Here is a 25,315-nt window from a genome sequence, read left to right as displayed (position 1 = left end):
CCGTCCAACCACGCAGGGAATCGCACATGTTCGACAAGATCCTGATCGCCAATCGCGGCGAGATCGCCTGCCGCATCGCCCGCACCTGCCGCGCGCTCGGGGTGCGCACCGTCGCCGTCTACTCCACCGCCGACGCCGACGCCCGCCACGTCGCGCTGTGCGACGAGGCCTGGCCGATCGGCGCGGCACCGGCGCGCGAGAGCTATCTCGACGGCGCGCGCATCATCGAGGCGGCACGCCGCGCCGGCGCCGAGGCGATCCACCCCGGCTACGGCTTCCTCGCCGAGAACGCCGCCTTCGCCCGCGCCTGCGCCGAGGCCGGGCTGGTGTTCATCGGCCCGCCGCCGGCGGCGATCGAGGCGATGGGCTCGAAGCAGGCGGCCAAGGCGATCATGATCGAGGCCGGGGTGCCGGTGGTGCCCGGCTACCACGGCGACGACCAGTCGTCCGAGCGCCTGGCGGCGGCGGCCGCGGAGATCGGCTATCCGGTGCTGATCAAGGCCACGGCCGGTGGCGGCGGCAAGGGCATGCGCCGGGTCGACGACCCGGCCGACCTCGCCGAGGCGCTGGGCGCCGCCCGGCGCGAGGCGCGCTCGGCCTTCGGCGACGACCGGGTGCTGATCGAGAAGTACCTGCTCACGCCGCGTCACGTCGAGGTCCAGGTGTTCGCCGACAGCCACGGCGAGGTGGTGCACCTGTTCGAGCGCGACTGCTCGATCCAGCGCCGTCACCAGAAGGTGATCGAGGAGGCCCCGGCCCCCGGACTCGACGCGCGCGCGCGCCAGCACCTCGGCGAGACGGCGATCGCCGCGGCGCGCGCCATCGACTATGTCGGGGCCGGCACCGTGGAGTTCATCATGGACGCCGAGGGCCGCTGCTACTTCATGGAGATGAACACCCGGTTGCAGGTCGAGCACCCGGTCACCGAGGCGATCACCGGCACCGACCTGGTCGCCTGGCAACTGGCCGTCGCCGCCGGCGAGCCGCTGCCGCGGCGCCAGTCGGAGCTGGCGATCGCGGGTCACGCCTTCGAGGTGCGGGTCTATGCCGAGGACCCGGCGCGCGACTTCATGCCCGCCACCGGCACCCTGCGCCACCTGCTCACGCCGCCGCCCGACGCGCATGTGCGCATCGACAGCGGGGTGCGCGCCGGCGACACCATCTCGGTGCACTACGACCCCATGATCGCCAAGCTGATCGTCCACGACCGCGACCGCGAGCGCGCGCTGGCGCGGCTGCGCCAGGCGCTCGAGGGCTTCGTGGTGGTCGGGGTCAGCACCAACCTCGGGCTGCTCGGACGGCTCGCCGCGCACCCGGCCTTCGCCGCCGCGCAGCTCGACACCGGCTTCATCGAGCAACACCGCGACGCCCTGCTCGCCGCGCCGACGGCCCCCGACTGTCGCATGCTCGCCGCCGCCACCCTGCACCAGCTGCTCGGCGTCGAGCGCGAGGCGCGCGCGCGCGCGGCCGACTCCAGCGACCCCCACTCGCCCTGGCACGCGACCTCCGGCTGGCGGCTCAACACCGACTGTCACCGCACCCTGCACTTCATCGACCCGCTGCGCGCCGAGACCCTGACCGTGGTCGCCCACTATCGCGACGATGGCTTCCGGCTCGAGACCCCGCGCGAGACCCTCGCGGTCGACGGCCAGCTCGGCGCCGAGGATCACATCCGGCTGCGCGTCGACGGGGTCCAGAGCGAGGCGCGGGTGCTGCAGGACGGCGCCGAGCTGACCGTGGCGATGGCCGGTGAGACCCGCACCCTGGTGATCCACAACCCGCTCGCCGCCGGCATGGACGACGCCCACGAGGAGAATCGTCTGGTCGCGCCGATGCCGGGCATCGTCGTCGCCGTCCACGTCCGCCCCGGCGAGCGCGTCGACGAGGGCGACGCGCTGCTGGTGCTCGAGGCGATGAAGATGGAGACGGTGATCCGCGCCGGTGCCGCCGGCGTGGTCGAGACGGTGCACTATGGCGAGGGCGATCAGGTCGCCGAGGGCAGCGAGCTGGTGGTGATCGGCGAGCCGGCGACCGACTGAGCCGAGTCCGGCGACAGCGGCGTGCGTCGCCGCGCGCGCCATCAACCCGAGGGAGTCAGTATCGATGGAACAACACGCAACCTATTACCTGGAGGACCTGCCCCCGGGCACCCGCTTTCGCAACGATGCGGCGGTGATCCTGGAGGAGGCCGAGATCATCCGCTTCGGTCGCGAGTTCGACCCCCAGCCCTATCACACCGACCCGGCGGCGGCGCGTCACACCTTCTTCGACGGGCTGGTGGCCAGCGGCTGGCACACCATCGCGGTGATGACCGGGCTGGCGATCCGCTCGCCGATGCGCCTGGCCGAGGGCCAGATCGGTCTCGGCGCCGAGGGCATCCGCTTCATCAAGGCGGTGCGCCCGGGCGACGCCATCCGTCTGGAGATCGAGGTGCTGGAGAACACCCCGTCGCGCTCGCGCCCCGGCTGGGGGGTGATCCGGGTGCGCTGGCGCGCCTTCAACCAGCACGACGAGGCGGTGCTCGAGGTCTGCCCGAGCATCCTGGTGCGCGCCCGCGGCACGGAGGCGGCGGCATGAGCCGGGTGCGCGTGGTCGAGGTCGGCCCGCGCGACGGGCTGCAGAACGAGCCCACGGCGGTCGCGACCGCGGTCAAGCTGGAGCTGATCGCGCGGCTCGCCGCCGCCGGGCTGCGCTGGATCGAGCCGACCGCCTTCGTCTCGCCGCGCTGGGTGCCGCAGATGGCCGATCATGCCGAGCTGCTGGGCGCGCTCGAACAGACGCCGGGCATGCACTACCCGGTGCTGGTGCCCAACCTCCAGGGGCTGGAGCGCGCGCTCGAGGCCGGGGCGCGCGAGATCGCGGTGTTCACCGCCGCCTCCGAGTCCTTCACCCGGCGCAACATCAACTGCGGCATCGACGAGAGCCTGGCGCGCTTCGCCCCGGTGATCGAACGCGCCGGCACCCTCGACATCCCGGTGCGCGGCTATGTCTCCTGCGCCCTCGGCTGTCCCTACGAGGGCGCGATCGCGCCGGCGGCGGTGGCGCGGGTGGCCGAGCGGCTGGCCGCGCTCGGCTGTGCCGAGATCTCGCTTGGCGACACCATCGGCACCGGCACCCCGGGACAGGCGCGGGCGATGGTCGAGACGGTGGCCGAGCGGGTGCCGATGGCACGGCTCGCGGCGCACTTCCACGACACCTACGGTCAGGCGCTGGCCAACCTCCACGCGGTGATCGAGGCCGGGATACGCACCGTCGACGCCTCGGTCGCCGGGCTCGGCGGCTGTCCCTACGCGCGCGGCGCCTCGGGCAACGTCGCCACCGAGGAGGTGGTCTACATGCTCCACGGGCTCGGCTTCGACACCGGGGTCGATCTCCCCGCGCTGGTCGAGACCGCGCGCTGGATCGGCGAGCGGCTCGGGCGCCCGCCCTCGCGCCTGGCGCGCGCCCTCGCCCCCGCCGACTGAAGCCGCGCGCGGCTCAGCGCCGCACGAACCCGGCCTGGAGGATACGGATGCGGTCGGCGGCGAGGTTCTCCATCAGGTTGCTCGCCATGATGCCGAAGCCCTCGCCGAAGATCAGCGCCGGTCCCAGCACGGCGCCGCCGTCACGCCGCTCGCGCGCGCTGTGCTTCTGGCGCCAGCGCAGCCCGTCGGCGGTGATGTCGTCGACGAACGCGGCGCGGAAGCCGTGGCCGGTGAAGCGCTCGATCAGCGCCTCGCGCTCGAGCAGATGGCTGTGGCGCGGGCTGTCGGCCCAGGGCACCGGGAAGCGCAGCGCGTCCTCGGCGTCGCCGGCGACCACCTCGTGGACCAGGATGCGGCCACCGGGGCGCAGCACCCGCTGCGCCTCGAGCAGCACCCGCATCATGTCGGGGACGTTGAGCAGCACGTGCTGCGCCCAGATCAGATCGAAGGCGCCCTCGGTAAACGGCAGACGCTGGGCGTCGCCGCAGACGAAGTCGCCCGACGCGGCCATGCCGGTGGCGCGGGTGAGCCAGTCGGCGACCCCGACGAAGCCGGCGGTGAGGTCGATCCCGGTCACCTGCAGACCGTACTCGGCCATCAGCAACCGGGCACTGCCGCCGGTGCCGCAACCGAGATCGAGCACCCGCGCGCCGGGCTCGACCCCGGCGCGCTCGAGCAGCCGGCGGCTGGCCTCGCGCCCGCCGACGTGGAGCTGGTCGATGGCGGCGATGTCGTCGCAGTCGAGCCGGTCGGGGTCGAGCGCCTCCTCGCACAGCGCCGCGCGCAACCGCTGTTGCAGATCCTCCGGCGCATAGCGCGCCGCGAGCGAACGGGCATAGGTCGATTGGGACATGAATCCTGCTCCTCCATGAACACCGCGGCCAGGGCCGGGGCGGATGCCTCCCCCGGCCCCGCGCGGGCGGGGTCGGGGCCACACTCAGAACTCGGTCCGTAGATTGAGACTCAGCGCGTCGACGCTGTCCACCCCCGGGATCAGGTCCGAGGTCGCGGCATAGCCGTAGGTGCCCCAGATCCGGGTCGAGCGGGTGACCTGGTAGCTCAGCTGGACGTCGCCGAAGACCACGTCCTCGGCCTCGTCGAGATCACGGGTCAGACCGTCGTAGCGCACCCAGCCCCCGGCCAGCTGCAGCCGCCACTTGTCGGTCGGGCTGTAGCTGCCGCGCAGCGCCAGCAGATAGCGGTCGAAGTCCTGGTCGATGCCGCCGAGTTCACGATCGCCCTTGCCCACGCCGGTCAGATCGAGCGCCGGGATGCGGGTGGCCGAGGCGTTGTGACGCGGGCTGTTGTGGATGAGGCTGGAGAAGCTGTCGAAGCCGGGCTCGATCAGCGAACCGCCGAGGTTGAAGAAGCCCTGGGCCTCGAACAACAGCTCGGGCGTGGCCTGATAGCCGCCGCGCAGGAAGCCGGCGAAGGTGTTGTTGGTGAAGATCGCATCGCCGCCGCCGAGATAGTGCGCACCGGTGGTGATCTCGACCGGGCCGAGCCTGCCCTGTGCCCAGGGCGAGACCAGGGTGCCGCTGCGCGGGGTGTAGAAATAGCCGGGCTGGTAGCTGCCGTCGAAGGCGCGCTCGTCGTCGCCGATGTAGTGGCCGAGCAGCGCCCCCCAGGACCAGCCGGCGGTCTTGCCGACGAACCCGGAGAAGACCAGATAGCCGTCGTCGAGCCGGTCGTCGTAGGTGGTGTTCTGGCGCTGGTCGCCGCCGATGACGAAGGTGATGTCCTCGCCCACCGGACCGAGCAGCATGATGCGGTCACGGCGATCGTCGGAGACGGTCATGTCGAAGTTCCAGTTGGCGATCTGGCGGCCGACGCGCAGCGTCCAGTCGTCGAAGGGCAACTCGACATAGCCGTAGTCGAAGGTGACGGTGCGGTGGGTGCGCCCGATGGTGAAGGGCTCCTCGTCCTCGACCGCCCTGGAGGACTCGTCGCCGCGCCAGGTGTCGTTGGTGAGGTTGACCCCGGCATGGAGGCTCACCCGGTCGTCGAGGGTGAGGCTGCCGCGCAGCCGCAGCCGCTGCTCGAAACCGCTCTGGGTATCGCCGACGCCGGGGTCGCGGTTGAAGGTGCGGACGTCGAAGTCACCGCTGAAGTCGTATTCGACGGCACGCTCGATGGCCTGTGCGGCGGGCGCGGCCAACAGGCCGAGCAGTACCAGTCTGGCGGGTCTGATGCCCATTCGGATGCCTCCTGCAATCTCTCTCGTTGTGCTTATCGTGGTCCGTGGCTGTGTCCACGGACGGCGCACACGCTAAATTACGTTTACGCGAACGTCAACTATTGATCTTGTTAACGTAAACGTTAATACTCGCGACCGATGATCCTACAGGGAGGTCGAGGCAATGACGACGGAACGGGCGGAGATCCTCTGGCAACCGGATGCGCATGCGCTCAACGACAGCGTGATGGCACGCTATCGCGACTGGCTCGCGCGCGAGGGCTACGGCAGCTTCAGCGACTATGGGGCACTGCACCAGTGGTCGATCACCCAACCCGAGGCGTTCTGGGAGAGCCTGTGGCGCTTCACCGGGGTGATCGCCTCGCGCGGCTACACCCGGGTGCTGGCCGACCCCGGGCTGCCGCCGCGCGGTTGGTTCGAGGGCGCACGGCTCAATTTCGCCGAGAACCTGCTGCGTCACGCCCTGCGCCACCCCGATAGCCAGGAGTGCGTGACCGAGGTCGGCGAATCGCGCGCGACCGTGCGGCTCGGGCGCGGCGCCCTGCTCGCCCAGGTCGGCGCCCTGCAGGGCTGGCTGCGCGCCCAGGGCGTCGGCGTCGGCGACCGCGTCGCCGGGGTGCTCGCCAACACCCACGAGGCGCTGGTGGCGATGCTCGCCACCACCGGGCTGGGGGCGATCTGGAGTTCGGCCTCGCCGGACTTCGGCACCGCCGCGATCCTCGATCGCTTCGGCCAGATCCGCCCCAAGGTGCTGCTGACGGTCACCGGCTACCGCTATCAGGGCCGCGACCACGACCGCGGCGCGCAGAACCGCGCCCTCGCCGCAGCGCTGCCGGGGCTGGAGCGGGTGCTCTCGATCGCCCTGCTGCCCGGGAGCGCGCACCCCGACGATCCGGTCTTCGTCCCCTGGGAGCAGGCCCTGGCCGCGCACGTCGGCGCCCTCCCCGAGTTCGTCCAGCTGCCGCCCGACCACCCGGTCTATATCCTCTACTCCTCCGGCACCACCGGGGTGCCCAAGTGCATCGTCCACGGCGCCGCGGGGATGCTGCTCAACCACAGCAAGGAGCTGCTGCTGCACGCCGACCTCGGCCCCGGCGACAGCCTCTGCTACTTCACCACCACCGGCTGGATGATGTGGAACTGGATGGCCTCGGCGCTGCTCACCGGGGCGCGGCTGGTGCTCTACGACGGCTCGCCGGCGCAGCCCTCGCTCGAGCGGCTGTGGGCGCTGCTGGCGCAGGAGCGGGTGAGCCACTTCGGCACCAGCGCCAAGTATCTCGGCAACTGTCGCAAACAGGGGCTGACCCCGGGCGCCGAGCACGATCTCGCGGCGCTGCGCGTGCTCTTCTCCACCGGCTCGCCGCTGCTCGCCGAGGACTACGACTGGGTCTACGAGAGGGTCGGGCGCGGACTGATGCTCAGCTCGATCTCCGGCGGCACCGATATCTGCGGCTGCTTCGTCGGCGGCAGCCCGCTGGTGGCGGTGCGTCGCGGCGAGATCCCCTGTCGGCTGCTCGGCGTCGACGTGCGCGCCTTCGATCCCGAGGGGCGCGACACCGAGGGCGCACGCGGCGAGCTGGTCTGTCTCGGCCCGCTGCCGTGCATGCCGGTGGGGTTCTGGGACGACGCCGACGGCAGCCGCTATCGCGACGCCTATTTCAGCCGCTTTCCCGGGGTCTGGGCGCATGGTGATTTCGTCGAGTTCACCGCGCACGGCGGCGCCATCATCCACGGCCGCGCCGACGCCACGCTCAACCCCGGCGGGGTGCGCATCGGCACCGCCGAGCTCTATCGCCAGGTCGAGACCCTGCCCGAGATCGCCGACAGCCTGGTGGTCGGCGCGCCCCTGCCCGACGGCGACGTCGAGGTGCTGCTGCTGGTGGTGATGGCCGAGGGTCACGCGCTCGATGCCGCGATGATCCAGACCATCCGCCAGCGCATCCGCGCCAACGCCAGTCCGCGCCACGTCCCGGCGCGCATCCTCGCCGTCTCCCAGGTGCCCTACACCCGCAGCGGCAAGAAGGTGGAGCTGGCGGTCGCGCGCATGCTGCGGGGAGAGACGGGCGGCGACAACGCCCACGCCCTGGCCAACCCCGAGGCGCTCGCCGAGATCGCCGCGGTGCTCGCCGAGCCGGCGCCGCAGCGGGCCGACACCCCCGCCGCAGCGCTCTGAGGCGGGTCGCGCCAGCGGCACCGCCATGACCCGCGGCGGTGCCGCCTGACGCCCGGGACCGGCGCCCTCCCCCGGCCCAGCACGCCGCCACCGAGCATGGCAGCGCCGACACAAACGCCTTGTGTCCCACCGATCCGGCCATAATCTCTCACTGGTACCCGTCGGGAGAGAGGGATGTCACCGTCGGCGAGAGTCACGAGATCACAGGGGCAACAGGGCTCTGGCGCGGACGGATTCTCGACACCCCGATACGCGGCGCGACGAGGCGAGGTCTGCGCAGACAACGCAGCTCCCCGGGCTCGCCGCCGCGCACCCGCCAGGAAACACTCCCCGCCCGCCGTCACCGCGGCCGCGAGACCGGCACACCGGTGCGATCCGGACCTCGGCACTGCAAGGGATACAACGCATGCCACAGACCAAGCCGGACCATCTGGAGCCTCTCGCCCGCCTGGCCTTCATCCTGGTCATGGCCCTGGGAGGGGCGGTCATCCTCGGCTGGCACCTGAAGCTGGCGCCGCTCATCCAGCTCCAGCCCCATCTGGTACCGATGCAGTACAACACCGCGCTGGGGCTCGCGCTGTCCGGCGCCGGGCTGTGGGCACTCCTCGACGGGCGCCGGCGCACGGCCTCGGGGCTGGCCCTGGCGATCGCACTGATCGGCGCACTGACCCTGCTCCAGGACACCCTGCAGCTCGATCTCGGCATCGATCAGCTGCTGATGGAGCACGACATCACGGTAGCGACCCCGGTCCCCGGCAGGATGGCGCCCAACACCGCCCTGTCCCTGATGCTCTGCGGCGCCATCATCCTGCTGCTCACCGGTGCCAAGCCGTGGCGCTGGCGACTCGCCGGGGTTCTCGCCGGGGTCCTTGCCGGACTGGGCGCGGTCGCGTTGCTCGGTTACGCCCTCGACATCCCGGCAGCCTACGGCCACGACCACTTCACCGTGATGGCACCGCATACCGCCATCGCCCTGGTGGTGATGGGCGGTGGCTGCATGGCCCTGGTACAAGGCCGACGCGCCCGCGATCAGGGCTGGATCATCGTCGTCATCGCCATCCTGCTCTCGACCTTCACCCTGATCCTCTGGCTGGCGCTGCAGGTGCGTTACCCGATCGAGACCAGCGACCGCGCCGCGACCCTGATGCTGATCTTCGGGCTGGCCATGGCCCTGGCGGTCGCGGGAACGATGAGCCAGTCGATCCGGGCGAAGCGAATCGCCGCCTCGCTGGCCCGCCATATCGCGCGACGTCGCCGGACCGAGGAGACGCTGCGCCGCTTCGAGCTGCTCGCCCGCCACAGCCGCGACATCATCCTGTTCATCCGCCGCGAGGACGGTCGGCTGCTGGAGGTCAACGATGCTGCGGTCGCGAGCTACGGCTACTCCCGCGCGGAGCTGCTGGGCATGACCGTCCATGATCTGCGCGCCTCCAGCACTCAGGCCATCCTACCGGCGCAGATGGCCGAGGCCCACGCCCAGGGGTTGCTGTTCGAGACCGAGCACCGGCGTCGTGACGGCAGCACCTTCCCCGTTGAGGTCAGCTCCCAGGGGGCGCGGGTCGGCGCGATCGACACCCTGATCAGCGTGATCCGCGACATCACCGAGCGCACCCGACTACAAGCAGCGTTGCGCGAACACCAGACCGGGCTGGAACGACTGGTCGAGGCGCGCACCCGCGAGCTGACCCTGGCCAAGGAACAGGCCGAGGCGGCCACCCGCACCAAGTCGGCCTTCCTCGCCAACATCAGCCACGAGATCCGCACCCCGCTGAATGCGGTGCTCGGTCTCGCCTATCTGCTGGAGAGTCGGGATCTGCCCGACGAGGCGCACGATCTGGCACGCAAGATCCACCACTCCGGCCAGAGTCTGCTGACCATCCTCAACGACGTCCTCGACGTCTCCAAGATCGAGTCGGGCAAGATCGAGATCGAGCGGGTGCCCTTCCGACTGGTGACGGTGATCGACAACCTCGCCACCCTGATGGCCGCCACCGCCCGGGAGCGGGGCAAGACGCTCGAGCTCGTCATCGCCCCACCGCACTGCTGTGACTGGCCATTGCGTGGCGATCCGCTGCGTCTGGGGCAGGTGCTGATCAACCTTACCAACAACGCCATCAAGTTCACCGACAGTGGCGTGATCGAGGTCCGCATCGACCCCATCGAGACCGACGAACAACACATCTGGCTGCGCTTTGCGGTCAAGGACACCGGCATCGGCATCGACGCCGCGACCCAGGCACGGCTGTTCCAGCCCTTCACCCAGGCCGATGTCTCCACCACCCGTCGCTTCGGCGGCTCCGGCCTGGGGCTGATGATCTCGCGCCGAATGGTCGAGCTGATGGACGGCCGCGTAGGGCTCGAGAGCAGACCCGGGGCGGGCAGCACCTTCTGGTTCGAGCTCCCCTTCGAGCGTCTCGTCGAGCAGGGCTCGGACGCCCCGGCGGCGGCACCGGTGCGGGTGCTGGTGGTCGCCGACGATGCCCGCGTGCGCGACGGCCTGCTGGCCACGGTCACCGCCCTGGGCTGGTCGGGGCACGCGGTGAGCTGCGCCGGGACGGCACTGCGACGGATCGTCGAGGAACCCTCGCTCCAGGGTCCGCAGGCGGTCGTGCTGATCAACCGGCCGGTCGCCGCGGATCATGACCCGAGCACCGCGCGAGCGATCCGCGAGGCGCTGCCCGAGACGCGCCGACCGCTGCTGTTCGTCCTCACCCCACACCCGCTCGAGCAGGCGCGCACGGCCCCCGATGCGCACCTGGTCGACGCCATGCTCGTCAAGCCGCTCGCCCCCTCGCCGTTTCGCGAGGCGGTCGCACGGGTCCGGGGCAGACACTGCGGCCCGACCGAGACGCCCCTGCACACGCCTCGCCCACGGCGACTCGCCGGGCTGCACCTGCTGATCGTCGACGACAGCGAGATCAATCGCGAGGTGGCCTCGCGCATCTTCCTCGACGAGGGCGCACGGGTCAGCGTGGCGAGCGACGGCGAGGAGGCGCTCGACCATCTGATGACACGACCGGAGACGATCGACGCGGTCCTGATGGACGTGCAGATGCCGCGCATGGACGGACACGAGGCGACGCGCCGGATCCGTCGCATCCCGGCGCTCGCCGGCGTTCCGGTGATCGCGCTCACCGCCGGGGCCATGGCCGCACAGCAGGTCTCGGCCCGGGAGGCGGGGATGGATGCCTTCATCTCCAAGCCCTTCGACGTCGAGGAGGCGGTCTGCATCATCCGGCGCACGGTGCAGGCAACGGGCGAGCGGCGACAGACGCCCGAGACACCGGGCGGCGGGCACGCGTCGAACACCATGCCGTCCCCACAGGACCTCCCCGGGCTCGCTCTCGACCACAGCCTGGCGGCGTGGAAGGATGCCGGGACCTATCGACGCTATCTGGACAAGTTCGCCCGCGAGCACGGCGATACCGCACGACGGATCGCCGAGGCCGACCCGGAGACCGCACTGCGGCTGGCCCATCGTCTCCACGGCGTCGCCGGAAACCTCGGACTCACCGAGGTCGCCGCCTGCGCCGGCAAGATCGAGCGGCTGACCGGCGACCGACACGCGCAGGCGGCGCTCGCCGCGGCGACCACGGCCTTGCAGGCCGCGCTCGCGACCGCGCTCGACTCCATCGCCCGCTATGTCCCCCAGGAACCGTCCGCGCGCTCATCCCAGCCGTCACCGGAGCGCGACAAGACGGCCCCCGCCCCGGCGACCCTCGCGCCACTCCTGCGCACCGCGCTCGCGGCCTTCGCCGACCTCGACATCATCGCCGCCAAGCCCGCCGTGACCGAACTCGCGGGCTCTCTGCCGAGCGAGGACATCGCCCCGCTGCAGACCGCGATCGAGGAGTTCGACGCCAGCGGCGGCGAGACGGCCGCGCGGGCGCTGGCGGCGCGACTGGGACTCGACCTCGAGACGCGCACCTGACCCGCCATCCGGCGAAAACGGGTAAAATGCGGCTTTACAAATATATCGAATACCATATATTAAAGCCCATGAACCTCAAGCCGACGGATCTCTTCGCCGCCCTGGCCAACGACACCCGACTGCGTTGCCTGGTGCTGTTGCGCGAACAGGGCGAGCTGTGCGTCTGCGAGCTGACCCACGCCACCGGCTCGGCGCAGCCACACGTCTCGCGCCACCTCGCCCAGCTGCGCGAGCTGGGGCTGGTCGCCGACCGGCGCGCCGGGCTCTGGGTCTACTACCGCGTCCACCCGGCGCTGCCCGACTGGGCGTGCCGGGTGCTCGACGAGACCGCCGCGGCGGTGCGCGGACAGGCCCCCTTCAGCAGTGACGCCGCCAGCCTGGCGAGTATGCCGGGGCGTCCCTCGGCACCGCGCTGCGCCTGACAGGCACCGACAGGCATCGAATCGCCACCGATAGCCACCTCAGTTATCGCAGTCGGGGACGGGCGAGGTTCGCGCCGTAATATACAAAAAACCAAATATATGGTTTTCCATAGATCAAGAAACCGCGATCGCACGCCCCAACCGCCATGACACCCGCCCGACACCGGACATCAAGGATCAGATCGAGGATCCCTGCATGAACGCCACCGCCAAGACCGTGCTCGTGCTCTGTACCGGCAACGCCTGCCGCTCGCAGATGGCCGAGGTGCTGCTCAATCACGATCTCGCCGGTCGGGTGCGCGCGCGCTCCGCCGGCACCCGACCACAGCCCCGGGTCGCCGAGGGGGCCATCGCCGCGCTCGCCGAGGCCGGGCTGGCGACCGCGGGGCTCCATCCCAAGGCGGTCGACACCCTGCTCGACCTGCCCTTCGATCTGGTGGTCAGCGTCTGCGACAACGCCCGCGAGCAGTGCCCGATCTTCCCGCGCCCGGTTCCCCGACTCCACCTCCCCTTCCACGACCCCCACGGCGAGCCGCTGGACGCCTTCATCGCCGTCCGCGACCAGATCCGCGCGCGCCTGGTGCCAGCGGTGGCCGAGGCGCTGGGGCTCACCATCACGCCAGCATCGGAGTAAGTCATGTCGGTACAGTGCGAGGTCTCCGCCACACAGTCGAGCGGCGCGCCGATGAGCCTCTTCGAGCGCGGTCTGACCCTCTGGGTCGGGCTCTGCATCCTCATCGGCATCGGGCTCGGACAATGGGCGCCCGCGCCCTTCCAGTTTCTCGGCGGACTGGAGGTCGCCCGGGTCAACATCCCGGTGGGTCTGCTGATCTGGGTGATGATCATCCCGATGTTGATGAAGATCGACTTCGGCGCACTCCACCAGGTGCGCGCGCACTGGCGCGGCATCGGCGTCACCCTGTTCGTCAACTGGGCGGTCAAGCCCTTCTCCATGGCGCTGCTCGCCTGGCTGTTCATCCGCGGGCTGTTCGCGCCCTGGCTGCCGGCCGAGCAGCTCGACGCCTATGTCGCCGGGCTCATCCTGCTCGCCGCCGCGCCCTGCACCGCGATGGTCTTCGTGTGGAGCCGGCTGACCGGGGGCGATCCCTACTTCACCCTCTCGCAGGTGGCGCTCAACGACGCCATCATGGTCTTCGCCTTCGCCCCCATCGTCGGGCTGCTGCTGGGGCTGTCGTCGATCCTGGTGCCCTGGGAGACGCTGCTGACCTCGGTGGCGCTCTATATCGTGGTGCCGGTGATCATCGCCCAGTGGTGGCGGCGCCGACTGCTGCGCCACGGCAGCGCACGCTTCGAGGCCACCCTCGAGACCCTCGGCCACGCCTCGATCCTCGCGCTGCTCGCCACCCTGGTGCTGCTGTTCGCCTTCCAGGGGCAGGCGATCATCGATGCGCCGCTGATCATCCTGCTGCTGGCGGTGCCGATCCTCATCCAGGTCTTCTTCAACTCGGCGCTGGCCTACTGGCTCAATCGCGCCGTCGGCGAGCGTCACAGCGTCGCCTGTCCCTCGGCGCTGATCGGCGCCTCCAACTTCTTCGAGCTGGCCGTCGCCGCGGCCATCGCGCTGTTCGGCTTCGAGTCCGGCGCCGCGCTCGCGACCGTGGTCGGGGTGCTGATCGAGGTGCCGGTGATGCTGCTGGTGGTGCGGGTGGTCAACCGCACCCGGGGCTGGTACGAGCGCGGGGCACAGGTGCGGTCGTGACGCCAGCCGCCAGCCGCCAGTGACCAGCGACCAGCGACCAGCGACCAGCGACCAGCGACCAGCTTATAGCCTGCGGTGGCGGGACTGGCGCGCATGACCGACGACGACGGACAAGCGGGGCCTGGTGGCTCCTTTCTTCACACTCAGAGACAGGCATGAACATCTCTCCCCATATCCATCCCCACCGCTCACCGCGAGCAGGCCCCCATGTTTGAGCAACTCGGTGATCTGGTCGCCTTCGGCCTGCTCGGGCTGGAGCCGACCTCGCGCGGCGGCGCGGCGGTGCAGTTCTTCGTCATGGACGTGGCCAAGATCTTCGTCCTGCTGGTGCTGGTGATCTATGTCATGGGGCTGTTGCGCGCCATGCTCTCGCCGGAGCGGGTGCGCGCCTTCGTGCGCGGTCGCCCGGACTGGCAGGCGCGCGGCATGGCCGTCACCCTGGGCGCGGTGACGCCCTTCTGCTCGTGCTCGTCGGTGCCGCTGTTCATCGGTTTCGTCGAGGCCGGCATCCCGCTCGGGGTGACCTTCTCCTTTCTCATCGCCAGCCCGATGATCAATGAGGTCGCCGCCGTCATCCTGGTCGGTGTCCTGGGCTGGAAGCTCGCGGCGCTCTATGTACTTGCCGGGCTGCTCGTGGCCTGGTTCGGCGGCCTCGCCATGCAGGCCTTCCGGCCCGAACGCTGGGTCGAGGACTATGTGTGGAAGATCCGCATGGGCGAGACGGCCATGGCCGAGCCCGATACCAGCCTGCGCGGGCGTCACCGCTACGCGCTCGGCGAGGTACGCGAGATCGTCGGGCGGATCTGGCGCTGGGTGCTGCTCGGCATCGGTGTCGGCGCTCTCTTCCACGGCTTCGTCCCCGCCGCCTGGGTGACCGAGCACCTGGGCGGGGACGACTGGTTCAGCGTGCCGGCGGCGGTGCTGCTGGGCATCCCGCTCTATGCCAACGCCACCGGCGTCATCCCGGTGGCCGAGGCGATGCTGACCAAGGGCGTGGCGATCGGCACCACCCTGGCGCTGATGATGAGTGTCGCGGCGCTCTCGCTGCCGGAGCTGCTGATCCTGCGCAAGGTCATCCGCTGGCCGGCCCTGGTGCTGTTCGCCACGGTGCTGGCCGTCGCCTTCACCCTGGTCGGGTGGGGCTTCAATCTGATTGCATGAGGAGACACACATGAAGACGTTCAAGGTACTGGGCGGCGGCTGCCGCAACTGCGAGGTCACGGCCGAGGCGATCGCGCGCGCCGCGGCCGAGGCGGGCGTCGAGATCGCGCTGGAGAAGGTCACCGACATGGCCGAGATCCTCGGCTACGGCGTCATGTCGACGCCCGGCGTGGTGCTCGACGGCGAGGTGGTACACAGCGGCGGCGTACCGCGGGCCGATCAGGTGCGCGCCTGGGTCTCGGGCTGACCGGCTCGGGGCGGCGCGCCGGCGAACATCACTCGATCCTTGCCCGCCGACTTGGCCCGGTACATGGCCGCGTCGGCGAGCTGGAACAGCTCGGTGAGATGGCCGGCGTCGTGCGGATAGAGCGCCACGCCGATGCTCGCCGAGACCCGTTGCCCCTCCCAGTCGCCCGCGGCAATCCGCCGGCGGATGTCCTCGAGGATCGCGCGCGCCGTCTCGGGGTCGGGCAGTTCGCTCAGCAACAGCCCGAACTCATCGCCGCCGATGCGCCCGGCAAGATCGCCCGAGGTGGTGCGCAACTGCCCCACCAGCACCTCGGCGACGAAGCGCAGTACCGCGTCGCCGGCCAGGTGGCCCTGGGTATCGTTGATCGCCTTGAAGCCGTCGAGATCGATCACGCAGAGCGCGAAACAGCGCCGGTGGCGCGCGGCGCGCTCGATCTCGAGCGTGGCGCGCTCCTCGAAGGCGATGCGGTTGGCCATCCCGGTGAGCGCGTCGGTACGCGCCATCCGCTCGAGCTGAAGCAACTGCGCGCGCCGGTTGTCGTAGAGCGCGACCATCGCCTGCACCGCAGCGGCGAGCACCCCAAGCAACAACAGCCCAAGTAGCCCGATGACCACCGTCGGCGTCATCGCCGCGCGCTCATAGAGCGCACGCGGGACGAAGGCCAGGGTGTACCACTGCAACGGCAGGACCGCCTCGCTCATCGTCGCCCCGCCACCGCAGGGCGCCGAGTGCACCGGATAGTCGACGCGCAGCGGCTCGACGCGGTGAAAGGCGAAGAACCCGGCGGCGGTACGCACCTCGCCCCGATCGACCCGCGCCATCTCTTGCCACACCCGAGGGAAGCGCACCTGCATCCGTTGGCGCGCGCGCTCGGGCAGCATGAACCCCCAGCGCATCTCTGCCTCCGGCGCGAGCAGCCAATACCCCTCGCAGTTGACCAGCATCGGCTGCGTGGGGTTGCCCCGGCCGACATCCTCGAGCCGCTCCAGCAGCCGCCCGGCGAGATAGTGGATGACGACCAGCCCGCGATTGCGCCCGGCGGCGTCGATCACCGGGGTCGCCAGGCGCAGGATCGGCACGAAGGGGCGCGCGATCCGGCCCTCGGCGACGTCGAGGTCCAACGCCGAGACATAGATCTCGTTGGCGTTCAGCGCGAGTGCGGCCGTATCGAACCAGGTCTCCGCGCCGCGTCCGGCGATGATGATCCGCGGCGTGCCCTCGGCGTCGAGTTCGACCCGCACCCGCTCGCGACCGCGCGCGTCGAGCAGACGGATCTGTTGATACAGCCCGGAGTAGCGCAGCCGCGCGGCGTATTCGCGCGCGATGCGATCGAGCAGCGCCTCGTCGCCGCCCTCGAGATAGCGCTGCAGCTCGTTCTGGCGCGAGAGTGTCAGCACATCGGAGACCACATAGTCGAGCTTGTTCTCGAGCAACCGCTCCTGCTCCTCCACGCTGGCGATCGCCGTGGCGTCGAGCTCGCGAGACAGGCTATCGACCTGCCACTGCCACACCAGCACCAACAGCACGACCAGCACCCCGGCGAGCAGCGCGTAGGTCAACAGGAACAGCCACCGCGCCGAGAGCGGCGCGCGTTCGCCGTCGCCGTCGGCGCGGTCGGTGGCGGACTCCGACGTCCGCGGGCTGTGCTGCGCGAATGTCCGCATCGATTCCCCCTCAGCGCGCCGGCGCGCCCTGGTCATGCTCGCCGGCGAGCACGATGCGATTCTTGCCGCGCTCCTTGGCGCGATACATGGCGACATCGGCCGCGCGCAGCAACCCGACCCGGCTGGTGGCATGGTCCGGATAGAGCGCGACGCCGATGCTCGCCGTCACGCCCCAGTCGCCGGCGGCGATGCGACGACAGAGATCGGCAAGGATCGTCTGCACCTGTTCGACCTCCTCGGGGAGTTCGCACAGCAACAGCCCGAACTCATCGCCGCCGAAGCGGCTGGCGAGATCATCGGAGCCGGTGCGCAGATGACGCACGAGGACGGCGGCGACGAAACGCAGCACCTCGTCGCCGACCAGATGCCCCTGGCTGTCGTTGACCGCCTTGAAGCCGTCGAGGTCGAGCAGGCAGAGGGCGAAGCGGCGGTGGTGGCGCGCCGCGCGCGCGATCTCGAGATCGGTGCGCTCCTCGAAGGCGGTGCGATTGGCCAGCCCGGTGAGGGCGTCGGTGCGCGCCTGGCGCTGCAGAAGGTCGATGCGCGCGCGTCGATCGGCGCGCAACGCCACGGTCGCGCGCACCGCCAAGGCCAGGACCAGCAGCAACAGCACGCCCAGCCCGGCGATCACCAGCGTCGGCGTCAGCGCCGCGCGCACATAGCGCTCGCGCGCGATGAAAGCGGCCACGTGCCAGCGCAGCAGGTTCGGCGAGACCGCATCGTCGCGTCGCGCGCACAGCGCCGAGTAGACCGGATAGCTGCTCTGCAGCGGCACCACGTCACGATAGACGAAGGTGCCGTCGGCGGTGCGGATCAACCCGAGCGGGTGATGCTGCATCCGCGCCCAGACCTCCGGGTAGCGCACCTGCATCCGCTGCTCGGCGCGCCCCTCGACCATGAAACCCCAGGCCATCCCGCGCTGCGGGGCCAGCAGCCAGTAACCGGCGCAGTTGATCAGCATCGGGCGGATGGGACCGGCGCGCCCGAAGTCCTCGAGACGCTCGAGCAGATGACCGGCGCGATAACTGATGACGATCATCCCGCGACCGCGCCCGGCGCTGTCGAACACCGGGGTCCCCACCCGCAGCAGCGGCAGGAAGGGCAACAGCACCTCGCCGTTCTCGATGCTGAGATCGAGCGGCGAGACATAGAGCTCGCCGGGCTCGAGCCCCAGCGTCGCCTCGACATAGTAACGATCGGCCTTGTCCTGCAGTTCCTCCTCGGGGATGGTCAGGATCTCGCCGGCGAGCGACTCGACACGCACCACCTCGTGCCCGGTCTCGTCGATCAGCCGGATCTTCTGATAGCGCCGGGCATAGTGGATGCGGTTGGTCAGTTCGGCGGCGATCAGCGGCAGCCAGTCGCGGTCGCCGGTATCGAGATAGCGCTGCACGATGTGCTGGCGCGCCAGCGTCAGCGTATCGATCGCGACATGGTCGAGCTTGTTCTCGATCAGCCGCACCAGTTCGTCGACCCCGGCCCGCGCCGTCTCATCGAGCTCGCGGTGCATCTGGCGCACGCTCCACCCCCACACCAGCACCAGCAGCGCCACCAGCCCCAGGGCCAGCGGCAGATACAGCCGCCAGAACCCGCGCCCGCTCATCCGTTCCCCGGAGGCGCGGCGAGACGCAAGACGAGAACACGATCCCTGCTGACAGACATGCTTGCGACTCCCCTGGCGACCCGTACCCCGGTCCCGCCGAAACGGCGGTGATCGGCAGTTGATGATGGGGCCGGTTTCGCCGCAGCCAACGCGCGCCGAGGGATGGTCCCGGCGCGCGGGAGACGGGAGATCGCGTCCGACCCCGAGGCCGGGCGCGCGGCACGACGGAAGAGGCCGACGCCAGACGAACAGCGGGCGGACGGCGCCGTGAGGCATCGCCCGCCCGGGGTCCGATCAGCGGACCCGGCATCGACCGCGTTACTGCGACCCCGTCACCTCGGAGGGATCGGAGGGCGCCTCGATGCAGCGCTGCGGCGCGTCGATCGAGGTGGCGTTCGGGAACATGTCCAGCCACGAGATACGCAGGCTGTAGCCGTGTACCGTGACCGGCACCTCGGGACACTCCCGGGTGATGCGGCTGGCGACCGACTGCAGATCGGCGGAGTCGAACTTGAAATAGGGCGGCGTGAAGCCGGCGTCCTCGTTGCGGAAGATCAGCGTCTCGGCCGAATCGGCATAGACGGTCTCGATACGGTACTGGACGTCGCGCCCATCGCCGGTCACGCCGGTGATCTGGACCTCCCAGGAGTCCGGCCCCCAGCGCAGCCAGAGCAGGAAGACCACGATGGCGAGGACGACGGCGCCGCCGATCTTGAGCTTGTTCTTCATGACTCTCTACCCCCTTGCTTGTGTCTTGACCCGTATGCGACCGCGAATCATCACGGCAAAGCCGTGGACTCGCGGCGTCCGTATAGACTTTGCAATCGCGATGCCAGCCAAAAAAGAGCTCTATCAATCTGATATTCAAAGCATTACCGATCATCGAGCACGTGCGCGAATGACCCGCGGGGCAATTGCCCCGACCGCTCCCACGGGCACCGGTGGTTATCCACCTGCCCCGGCCGCCCGACCCTGTCCACACGCGCGACGACGGATCTGGCGCAGTGGCACGACGCGCGGCGGGCGACGTGATGGAGCGACCGGAGACACAAAAAAAGCGAGCCCGTCGAACGGGCTCGCCCGGCATGTCCGCGATGGCGGCACGCCCCGGACCATCCCTGGCCCGGGCGACGACGATCAGTGCAGCTCGTCGACCTGCTTGATCGCCTCCTCCTTGGTGACGCCGTACTTCTCCTGCAGGCTACCGACGAGCTTGTCGCGTTCGCCATCGATCAGCGCCAGGTCATCGTCGGTCAACTTGCCCCAGCGCACCTTCAGCTCGCCCTTGGCCTGTTCCCAATTGCCACGGATCTGTTCCCAGTTCATGGTCTTCTCCCGACCGGTCACGACCGGTCTCTGGCTGGTGGATGTTCGGTGAGTTCGTCGCTGCTTGCGCGGATGGTTATTCCTCCTCGAAGGACTCGACGGCCTCGTGCCAGGCCTCGCCCAGCGCCTCGTAGGCCTCGGCGAAGCCCTCCTTGATCTCGTCCCAGGCGCTGTCGGAGCTGCTCTCCATGTCCTCGTACCACTCCGCGACCTGGGCGCGACGCTCGCGCAACGCCGTCATACTCGCCTGCGTCTTCTCGCGGGCGGCCTCGCTCATGTCGTCCCAGTTCTCGTCGAGACGCGCCTGCAAGGCGTCGATGCGCTCGTCGGCGGCCTCCAGCGCCTCCTTGGTCGCCTTCACCGCCGCCTCGCGCTGATCGGCGCCATAGGCCTTGAGCGAGGCGAGCAGATCCTTGGTGTCCTGCTTGATCTCCTCGGCCGGCGGCATCCCGGGCTCGTGCATCATGCCCTTGTCCTCGGACATCTCGGACTCATGCATCATGCCCTTCTCATCGGACATCTCCGCCTGGGTCATCGCGCTGAGCGAGAACAGGGTGAAGCAGAGTGCGGCGCTGGTGGCGAGAATCGGTTTCATGTCGTGCTCCTCCATGGTGGTCGTGACCGGAAAATGGTGGCGGTTCACGTGGAGATGGCCGCGAGGCTCGCGGGGCATCATCCCTCGGTGGAGAAGCTGCAAAGCCGATGCCAACCCTTCCGGAGCGCGCCATGACGGGGCGCAAGGGCTGACCCCATGCGCGGGTGCCCCGACCGATCGGGGGATAGCCCCCGCCGACGGGGGCATATGCCCCGCCGTCGACGCGGAGCCGAGCGGCTAGAGCAACACCACAGTCGCCAGCCCCAGGAAGGCGAAGAAGCCGACGATATCGGTGACCGTGGTCAGCACCACGCTCCCGGCCAGGGCGGGATCGATGCCGAAACGGCGCATCAGCAGCGGGATGGCGACCCCGGAGAGCGCCGCGCAGAGCAGGTTGAGCAGGATCGCCACGGCGATGATGCCGCCGATCGCCCAGTCGCCGAACCAGAGGATCGCCAGGGCGGCGACCACCAGCGCCCAGAGCAGGCCGTTCAGCAGACCGATCCCGGCCTCCTTCAACAGCAGGATGCGGGTGTTGCCGCCACCGAGTTGCCCCGTCGCCAACCCGCGGATGACCAGGGTCAGCGTCTGGCTGCCGGCGATACCGCCCATGCTGGCGACGATCGGCATCAGCACCGCGAGCGCCACCACCTGTTGCAGGGTGCCCTCGAACAGACCGATGACCCAGGCGGCGAGAAAGGCGGTGATCAGGTTGATGCCGAGCCACACCGCCCGCCGTCGGCTGCTCGCCAGCACCGGGGCGAACATGTCCGTCTCCTCGTCCAGCCCGGCCATGCCCATGATCGCGTGCGCGGCCTGCTCGCGGATGACGTCGACCACGTCATCGACGGTGATGCGCCCGAGCAGGCGTCCGTCGGCATCCACCACCGGCGCCGAGCTGAGGTCTTCCTCCTCGAAGCGGCGCGCCACCGCGTCGCTCGGCTGGTCGGCGGGCACCGGCTCGAAGTCGGTCTCCATCAGCTCCGAGACCAGCGTCTCGGGGCGCGCGGTCAGCACCCGGCGCGTGCGCAGCACGCCCTGATAGTGCTGCTTGCGGTCGATGACGAAGAACTTGTCGGTGTTCGGCGGCAGGTCCTCGCGCAGTCGCAGATAACGCAGCAGGGTACCGACCCGGATGTTGGCGCGCACCGCGATCTGGTCCATGTTCATCAGGCCGCCGGCGCTGTCCTCGGGGTAGGAGAGCATCGACTGCAGGCGCTCGCGCTCGCGCCGGTCCATCGCCTCGAGGATCTGCCGACCGGTGGCCATCGGCAGATCCTGGATGAGGTCGACCAGATCATCTGGCTCGAGGCCGCGCGCGGCCTCGACCAGATGATCCAGATCCATCTCCGCGGCGAGACGGCGGCGCACCTCCTCCTGCAGGTGGCGCAGGACCTTGGCGGTGCGCTCACCGTCGATCATGTCCCAGGCGGCGGCGCGCTCGGTCGCCGGCAGCGACTCCAGCAACCCGGCGATGCGCGCCGGGTGGAGCTTGCGAAACAGCCGCGCGATGCGCTTGAGCTTGCCCTCCTCCAGCGCCTCCAGGACCAGGCGCAACTGGGTCTCCGGCTCGTCCTCGGGCGGGCCGTCGAGGTGTCGCGAGTCGGGGTCGGACTCCGCGGCGGCCTCGCTCTCGAGGTCGCGGGCGAGTCGGGCGCGCAGCGTGGCCGAGAGGTGTGCGCGCACCTTGTCCTCGGTGCGCGCCTCGACCTGATGCCAAGCGGCCACCCGCTGCGCCGGGGTGAGCGTCTCGAGCAGGCTGGCGATCTTGGCCGGGTGCATCTTCTTGAGCAGGCGGCGCGCGCGCTTGCCCTGACCCTGCGCGAGCAGCTCACGCAGATGGTCGATCTCGGTGGCGATCAGGTCGTTCGGATCGGGTTGCAGGTCTCGCTTCAAGGGCTTGTTCCATTGCGGCTATCGGGATGGAGGGTCATCGGTCCCCCGCACGAGGGCGGCCGCCCGAGGAGACGGGCGATGGGTTCAGCCGAGGACGATGACGCCGAGACCGATACCGTAGAAGATCAGCACCAACCAGCTCTCGAAGCCGATGTTGCCGATGCCGCTGCGCTCGCGCCGGATCAGTCCGAGCAGCAGCGTGGCGGTCAGCAGAATCGTCTGACTGATGATGAACAGCGGCTGATCCCCGACGGCATGGTAGAGCGATCCCGGCCGATAGGCGATATCGGAGAACGCGAGAAACAGCACATCGAAGGTGTTGCCGCCGATGATGCCGCCGACGGCGAGCGTCAGCGCACCGTGGCGCACGGCGGCGATCGCGGTGACCAGCTCCGGGAGCGAGGTCACCACGGCGGTGAAGAGGACCCCGACCAGGGTCTCCGAGAGCCCGGTCACCCGCACCAGCGCCATCCCCGCGACGCCGACGAGATAACCCGCGGCGCCGACCAGGATCACCGCCGCGACGAAGCCCGCCCACAACCGGCGTTGCCCCGCCCCATCATCGTCGGACGTCTCCGGGACGTCCTCGCGGGTCTCGCCGGTCTGCACCGGATACCAGGCCGGCTGACCCCGGGCGACGGCGGCCAGGCGCACCCCGAGTGCGTAGAGCGCCAGCAGCAGGAACGAGGCCGGATGGACCCCGAAGAGCGTCACCGGCGGCGCCGTTGCGGCCATCAACGGCACCGCGAGCAGCGCGCAGAGCAGCGCACCGTTGATGAGATTGGGCACCGAGGCGGCGGCGTGCTCGAGATTGGCGCGACGATAGAGGATATCGGCGACGACGAGAAAGGCCGTCTGCGCCGCGATGCCGCCGACGGCGTTGCCGACCGCAAGCTCGGCCTTGCCCGCCGAGGCGACGGTGAGCGAGACGATGATCCCGGGCAGCGAGGTGCTGGCGCCGAGCAGCACCGCGCCGAACACCGCCTCGCCGAGCCCGGTCAGATCGGCGAGACGGTCGGCGAGCCGCGCCATGCGCGTCCCGACCACGGCGATCACCGCCGCGCTCGCGACCAGCACGACGACGATCAGCGCCAGTGACCAGTGCTCAGCCGAGGGCATCGTCTTCGCGCCTCAACACGCGCCACTCAGTCCGCAGAGGGCGCATCGTCGGGCAGGTGATCGGCCACATAGGCCCCCCGCTCGCCGCGCGGACGCGGCTCGCCCCGGGTGGTGTCGCGCGCGGTCTGGCGCTCGATCTCGGCGTTGAGCTCGGCGCCGAGGATGGTGATCAGCGCCGAGAGATAGAGCCACATCAGCAGCACGATGACCGCGCCGATCGAGCCATAGGTCGCGTTGTAGGTACCGAAGCGCGAGACATAGACCGAGAACAGGGCCGAGGCGACCAGCCACAGCACCACGGCGAGCGACGAGCCGACCGAGACCCACCGCCAGCGCGCCTGACGGCGTGACGGGCCATAGCGATAGAGGACCGCGAGCAGGGTCAGCGCCAACGCGGCCAGCACCGGCCAGCGCACCAGATTGACGAGCACCTGCGCCAGCGCACCCAGGCCGACATAACGCATCGCGACCGGCACCGCCACGATCAGCGCCAGCACCACGGCGACCAGCAGCACCAGCGAGAAGGTCACGACGAAGGCGGTGAGATTCAGCCGCAGGAAGCCTCGACGCTCGCGCTCGTCGTAGACGATGTTCAGCGCCGCGATCAGCGACCGCGTCGCCCGCGTGGCACTCCACACCGACAGCAGGATCGCGCCCGCCAGCCCGGCGCCGAGGCTCTGCCCCGAGCCCGATGCAACCTCGCGCATCTGCTGCGAGAGCAGTTGATAGACCTCTGCGGGCAGCACGGCGCTGAGCGCGGAGAACTGTCCCTCGACCTGCGCGGGGTCGGCGACCAGCCCGAACAGGGCGATCAGCGCGGCGATGCCGGGGAACACCGCCAGCAGGCTGTAGAACGCGACCCCGGCGGCGACCAGCGAGACGTTGTCGGCGCCCGCCGCCCGCCAGGCCCGCTTGGCGATTCGGACCCAGCCGCCCGGCGGGATCTCGTTGGGCGCATCGGCCAGGCGACCGATCGCCCGGTCGGCGCGATCATCGACATCCATCACATCCCTCCCCTTGGCCTGGCCGCGCGCGCGGCGCGGCGGCCTCACCCCGGTCACAGCGTCGGCGGCCGACGTCCGAACACGAACAACACCACCGCAAAGACGAGACCGACGACGAAGAGTATCCAGGCGATACTGGACGCGGTGCCGGCGATACCGGTCAGCCCGAGTGCGCCGGCGATCAACGCCACGATCAGGAAGACGAGCGCGAGTCTGATCATCACAACCTCCTCAGTGACATGAATCCGGTCGACGGGCGCGCGGCGCACGCCGCGCCGCCCGAGGAGGCGATCATCCCTTCTCGTATTCCTCGACCTGACGCTCGGCCTCCTCCTTGGCAAGGCCGTAACGCTCCTGGATCTTGCCGACGAGCTTGTCGCGCTCGCCCTCGATGGCGAGCAGATCGTCATCGGTGAGATCGGCCCAGCGCGCCTTGACGTGCCCCTTCATCTCCGTCCACTTCCCCTTGACCTCGTTCCAGTTCATGCAAGACCTCCAGGTTTCGCGTGATGGCGCGCCCGATCGGCGCGCCTCCAGGCGACCGGGACGCGCTGTCCACGCCCGGCGACGCCTGCTGGTCATCAAGCTTGCAGCCTGCATGCCAGCTTTCGACATCGGCGCCCCGCGCCCGTCATGAGCGGGCGCGACGCCACGGACGCACGCCGGCGGCGGCGGGAGATCGCGCGACACTGGTGGATATGGCCAGCCATCTCGGTGGCTGCGGTGGAAAGGCCCCGTCGCCGGGCAAGAGACGCGCGGAGGCGGCGGGGGACGCATCCGACGACGCGGG

Annotated in this window: 22 protein-coding genes; 10 read left to right on the top strand and 12 right to left on the bottom strand. The window is 70.0% G+C overall.

The features are described 5' to 3' along the window. The first annotated feature begins 26 nt into the window (after positions 1–26). From EBL84_RS08995 to EBL84_RS08985, 3 genes are all read left to right on the top strand, one after another. The gene (locus tag EBL84_RS08995; protein ID WP_123140512.1) at positions 27–2,039 is read left to right on the top strand and encodes an acetyl-CoA carboxylase biotin carboxylase subunit; all 2,013 of its coding nucleotides are present in this window, start codon (positions 27–29) and stop codon (positions 2,037–2,039) included. 64 nt (positions 2,040–2,103) lie between these two features. Next, positions 2,104–2,577 (top strand): MaoC family dehydratase, encoded by a 474-nt coding sequence (locus tag EBL84_RS08990; RefSeq protein WP_123140511.1) that lies wholly within the window; start codon positions 2,104–2,106, stop codon positions 2,575–2,577. Next, entirely contained in the window at positions 2,574–3,464 is an 891-nt protein-coding gene (locus EBL84_RS08985; RefSeq protein ID WP_123140510.1) for a hydroxymethylglutaryl-CoA lyase, read from the top strand. Before EBL84_RS08990 ends, EBL84_RS08985 begins: the two co-directional genes overlap by 4 nt. A 13-nt stretch (positions 3,465–3,477) precedes the next feature. Here EBL84_RS08985 and EBL84_RS08980 read toward each other — a convergent pair whose 3' ends face one another. Together EBL84_RS08980 and EBL84_RS08975 are read right to left on the bottom strand one after the other, a co-directional pair. After that, the gene (locus EBL84_RS08980; RefSeq protein WP_123140509.1) at positions 3,478–4,317 is read right to left on the bottom strand and encodes a class I SAM-dependent methyltransferase; all 840 of its coding nucleotides are present in this window, start codon (positions 4,315–4,317) and stop codon (positions 3,478–3,480) included. Between the two features lie 84 nt (positions 4,318–4,401). Next, entirely contained in the window at positions 4,402–5,661 is a 1,260-nt protein-coding gene (locus tag EBL84_RS08975) for a hypothetical protein (protein ID WP_123140508.1), read from the bottom strand. Between the two features lie 163 nt (positions 5,662–5,824). Between EBL84_RS08975 and EBL84_RS08970 the strand changes: the two genes are divergently transcribed. The 7 genes from EBL84_RS08970 to EBL84_RS08940 all read left to right on the top strand — a co-directional run bounded on the left by EBL84_RS08970 (position 5,825) and on the right by EBL84_RS08940 (position 15,315). After that, the gene (locus tag EBL84_RS08970; RefSeq protein ID WP_123140507.1) at positions 5,825–7,834 is read left to right on the top strand and encodes an acetoacetate--CoA ligase; all 2,010 of its coding nucleotides are present in this window, start codon (positions 5,825–5,827) and stop codon (positions 7,832–7,834) included. A gap of 406 nt (positions 7,835–8,240) precedes the next feature. Then, a complete protein-coding gene (locus EBL84_RS08965) occupies positions 8,241–11,765 on the top strand; it encodes an ATP-binding protein (protein ID WP_123140506.1) in 3,525 nt (1,174 codons plus the stop codon). A gap of 68 nt (positions 11,766–11,833) precedes the next feature. Continuing rightward, positions 11,834–12,187: a metalloregulator ArsR/SmtB family transcription factor gene (locus EBL84_RS08960; RefSeq protein ID WP_062271342.1), complete on the top strand. Its 354-nt coding sequence runs from the start codon at positions 11,834–11,836 to the stop codon at positions 12,185–12,187. Between the two features lie 196 nt (positions 12,188–12,383). Next, entirely contained in the window at positions 12,384–12,821 is a 438-nt protein-coding gene (locus EBL84_RS08955; RefSeq protein WP_123140505.1) for an arsenate reductase ArsC, read from the top strand. A gap of 3 nt (positions 12,822–12,824) precedes the next feature. Further along, on the top strand, positions 12,825–13,907 hold the full coding sequence (gene arsB / locus EBL84_RS08950; RefSeq protein WP_123140504.1) for an ACR3 family arsenite efflux transporter: 1,083 nt from the start codon (positions 12,825–12,827) through the stop codon (positions 13,905–13,907). A gap of 207 nt (positions 13,908–14,114) precedes the next feature. Then, the gene (locus tag EBL84_RS08945; protein ID WP_123140503.1) at positions 14,115–15,068 is read left to right on the top strand and encodes a permease; all 954 of its coding nucleotides are present in this window, start codon (positions 14,115–14,117) and stop codon (positions 15,066–15,068) included. A gap of 10 nt (positions 15,069–15,078) precedes the next feature. After that, the gene (locus EBL84_RS08940; RefSeq protein ID WP_123140502.1) at positions 15,079–15,315 is read left to right on the top strand and encodes a thioredoxin family protein; all 237 of its coding nucleotides are present in this window, start codon (positions 15,079–15,081) and stop codon (positions 15,313–15,315) included. Here EBL84_RS08940 and EBL84_RS08935 read toward each other — a convergent pair. The 10 genes from EBL84_RS08935 to EBL84_RS08890 all read right to left on the bottom strand — a co-directional run bounded on the left by EBL84_RS08935 (position 15,288) and on the right by EBL84_RS08890 (position 25,011). Next, on the bottom strand, positions 15,288–16,982 hold the full coding sequence (locus EBL84_RS08935) for a diguanylate cyclase (RefSeq protein ID WP_165913516.1): 1,695 nt from the start codon (positions 16,980–16,982) through the stop codon (positions 15,288–15,290). The two genes, EBL84_RS08940 and EBL84_RS08935, sit on opposite strands and share 28 nt — an antisense overlap. Positions 16,983–16,992: 10 nt before the next feature. Further along, positions 16,993–18,585, bottom strand: a complete 1,593-nt coding sequence (locus EBL84_RS08930) for a sensor domain-containing diguanylate cyclase (RefSeq protein WP_190287924.1) — start codon at positions 18,583–18,585, stop codon at positions 16,993–16,995. A gap of 318 nt (positions 18,586–18,903) precedes the next feature. Continuing rightward, the gene (locus tag EBL84_RS08925) at positions 18,904–19,314 is read right to left on the bottom strand and encodes a DUF1523 family protein (protein WP_123140500.1); all 411 of its coding nucleotides are present in this window, start codon (positions 19,312–19,314) and stop codon (positions 18,904–18,906) included. A gap of 408 nt (positions 19,315–19,722) precedes the next feature. Beyond that, positions 19,723–19,911, bottom strand: a complete 189-nt coding sequence (locus tag EBL84_RS08920; RefSeq protein ID WP_123140532.1) for a CsbD family protein — start codon at positions 19,909–19,911, stop codon at positions 19,723–19,725. Positions 19,912–19,987: 76 nt separating this feature from the next. Beyond that, entirely contained in the window at positions 19,988–20,506 is a 519-nt protein-coding gene (locus EBL84_RS08915) for a hypothetical protein (protein WP_123140499.1), read from the bottom strand. Positions 20,507–20,743: 237 nt separating this feature from the next. Then, entirely contained in the window at positions 20,744–22,402 is a 1,659-nt protein-coding gene (gene mgtE, locus EBL84_RS08910; protein WP_123140498.1) for a magnesium transporter, read from the bottom strand. Positions 22,403–22,486: 84 nt separating this feature from the next. Continuing rightward, a complete protein-coding gene (locus tag EBL84_RS08905; protein ID WP_123140497.1) occupies positions 22,487–23,521 on the bottom strand; it encodes a sodium:calcium antiporter in 1,035 nt (344 codons plus the stop codon). A 26-nt stretch (positions 23,522–23,547) separates the two neighbouring features. Then, a complete protein-coding gene (locus EBL84_RS08900; protein WP_123140496.1) occupies positions 23,548–24,525 on the bottom strand; it encodes a YihY/virulence factor BrkB family protein in 978 nt (325 codons plus the stop codon). Between the two features lie 53 nt (positions 24,526–24,578). Further along, positions 24,579–24,746: a DUF1328 domain-containing protein gene (locus tag EBL84_RS08895; protein ID WP_123140495.1), complete on the bottom strand. Its 168-nt coding sequence runs from the start codon at positions 24,744–24,746 to the stop codon at positions 24,579–24,581. 70 nt (positions 24,747–24,816) lie between these two features. After that, a complete protein-coding gene (locus EBL84_RS08890; RefSeq protein ID WP_123140494.1) occupies positions 24,817–25,011 on the bottom strand; it encodes a CsbD family protein in 195 nt (64 codons plus the stop codon). Positions 25,012–25,315 lie beyond the last annotated feature (304 nt).

This window comes from Marichromatium sp. AB31, from assembly GCF_003718685.1.
GTDB classification, from domain to species: domain Bacteria; phylum Pseudomonadota; class Gammaproteobacteria; order Chromatiales; family Chromatiaceae; genus Marichromatium; species Marichromatium gracile.
Note: the sequence above shows the minus strand (reverse complement) of the source record. Positions and strands in the feature narration are given on the sequence as shown.

Excerpts from the sequence above, each read along its gene's own strand:
- EBL84_RS08985 (WP_123140510.1), top strand. The coding sequence starts at position 2,574 with ATGAGCCGGGTGCGCGTGGTCGAGGTCGGCCCGCGCGACGGGCTGCAG.
- EBL84_RS08955 (WP_123140505.1), top strand. The coding sequence starts at position 12,384 with ATGAACGCCACCGCCAAGACCGTGCTCGTGCTCTGTACCGGCAACGCC.
- EBL84_RS08960 (WP_062271342.1), top strand. The coding sequence starts at position 11,834 with ATGAACCTCAAGCCGACGGATCTCTTCGCCGCCCTGGCCAACGACACC.
- EBL84_RS08990 (WP_123140511.1), top strand. The coding sequence starts at position 2,104 with ATGGAACAACACGCAACCTATTACCTGGAGGACCTGCCCCCGGGCACC.
- EBL84_RS08970 (WP_123140507.1), top strand. The coding sequence starts at position 5,825 with ATGACGACGGAACGGGCGGAGATCCTCTGGCAACCGGATGCGCATGCG.
- EBL84_RS08935 (WP_165913516.1), bottom strand. The coding sequence starts at position 16,982 with ATGCGGACATTCGCGCAGCACAGCCCGCGGACGTCGGAGTCCGCCACC.
- EBL84_RS08900 (WP_123140496.1), bottom strand. The coding sequence starts at position 24,525 with ATGGATGTCGATGATCGCGCCGACCGGGCGATCGGTCGCCTGGCCGAT.
- EBL84_RS08940 (WP_123140502.1), top strand. The coding sequence starts at position 15,079 with ATGAAGACGTTCAAGGTACTGGGCGGCGGCTGCCGCAACTGCGAGGTC.
- EBL84_RS08915 (WP_123140499.1), bottom strand. The coding sequence starts at position 20,506 with ATGAAACCGATTCTCGCCACCAGCGCCGCACTCTGCTTCACCCTGTTC.
- EBL84_RS08920 (WP_123140532.1), bottom strand. The coding sequence starts at position 19,911 with ATGAACTGGGAACAGATCCGTGGCAATTGGGAACAGGCCAAGGGCGAG.
- EBL84_RS08895 (WP_123140495.1), bottom strand. The coding sequence starts at position 24,746 with ATGATCAGACTCGCGCTCGTCTTCCTGATCGTGGCGTTGATCGCCGGC.
- EBL84_RS08905 (WP_123140497.1), bottom strand. The coding sequence starts at position 23,521 with ATGCCCTCGGCTGAGCACTGGTCACTGGCGCTGATCGTCGTCGTGCTG.
- EBL84_RS08890 (WP_123140494.1), bottom strand. The coding sequence starts at position 25,011 with ATGAACTGGAACGAGGTCAAGGGGAAGTGGACGGAGATGAAGGGGCAC.
- EBL84_RS08925 (WP_123140500.1), bottom strand. The coding sequence starts at position 19,314 with ATGAAGAACAAGCTCAAGATCGGCGGCGCCGTCGTCCTCGCCATCGTG.
- EBL84_RS08965 (WP_123140506.1), top strand. The coding sequence starts at position 8,241 with ATGCCACAGACCAAGCCGGACCATCTGGAGCCTCTCGCCCGCCTGGCC.
- EBL84_RS08930 (WP_190287924.1), bottom strand. The coding sequence starts at position 18,585 with ATGAGCGGGCGCGGGTTCTGGCGGCTGTATCTGCCGCTGGCCCTGGGG.
- EBL84_RS08945 (WP_123140503.1), top strand. The coding sequence starts at position 14,115 with ATGTTTGAGCAACTCGGTGATCTGGTCGCCTTCGGCCTGCTCGGGCTG.
- arsB (WP_123140504.1), top strand. The coding sequence starts at position 12,825 with ATGTCGGTACAGTGCGAGGTCTCCGCCACACAGTCGAGCGGCGCGCCG.
- EBL84_RS08995 (WP_123140512.1), top strand. The coding sequence starts at position 27 with ATGTTCGACAAGATCCTGATCGCCAATCGCGGCGAGATCGCCTGCCGC.
- EBL84_RS08980 (WP_123140509.1), bottom strand. The coding sequence starts at position 4,317 with ATGTCCCAATCGACCTATGCCCGTTCGCTCGCGGCGCGCTATGCGCCG.
- EBL84_RS08975 (WP_123140508.1), bottom strand. The coding sequence starts at position 5,661 with ATGGGCATCAGACCCGCCAGACTGGTACTGCTCGGCCTGTTGGCCGCG.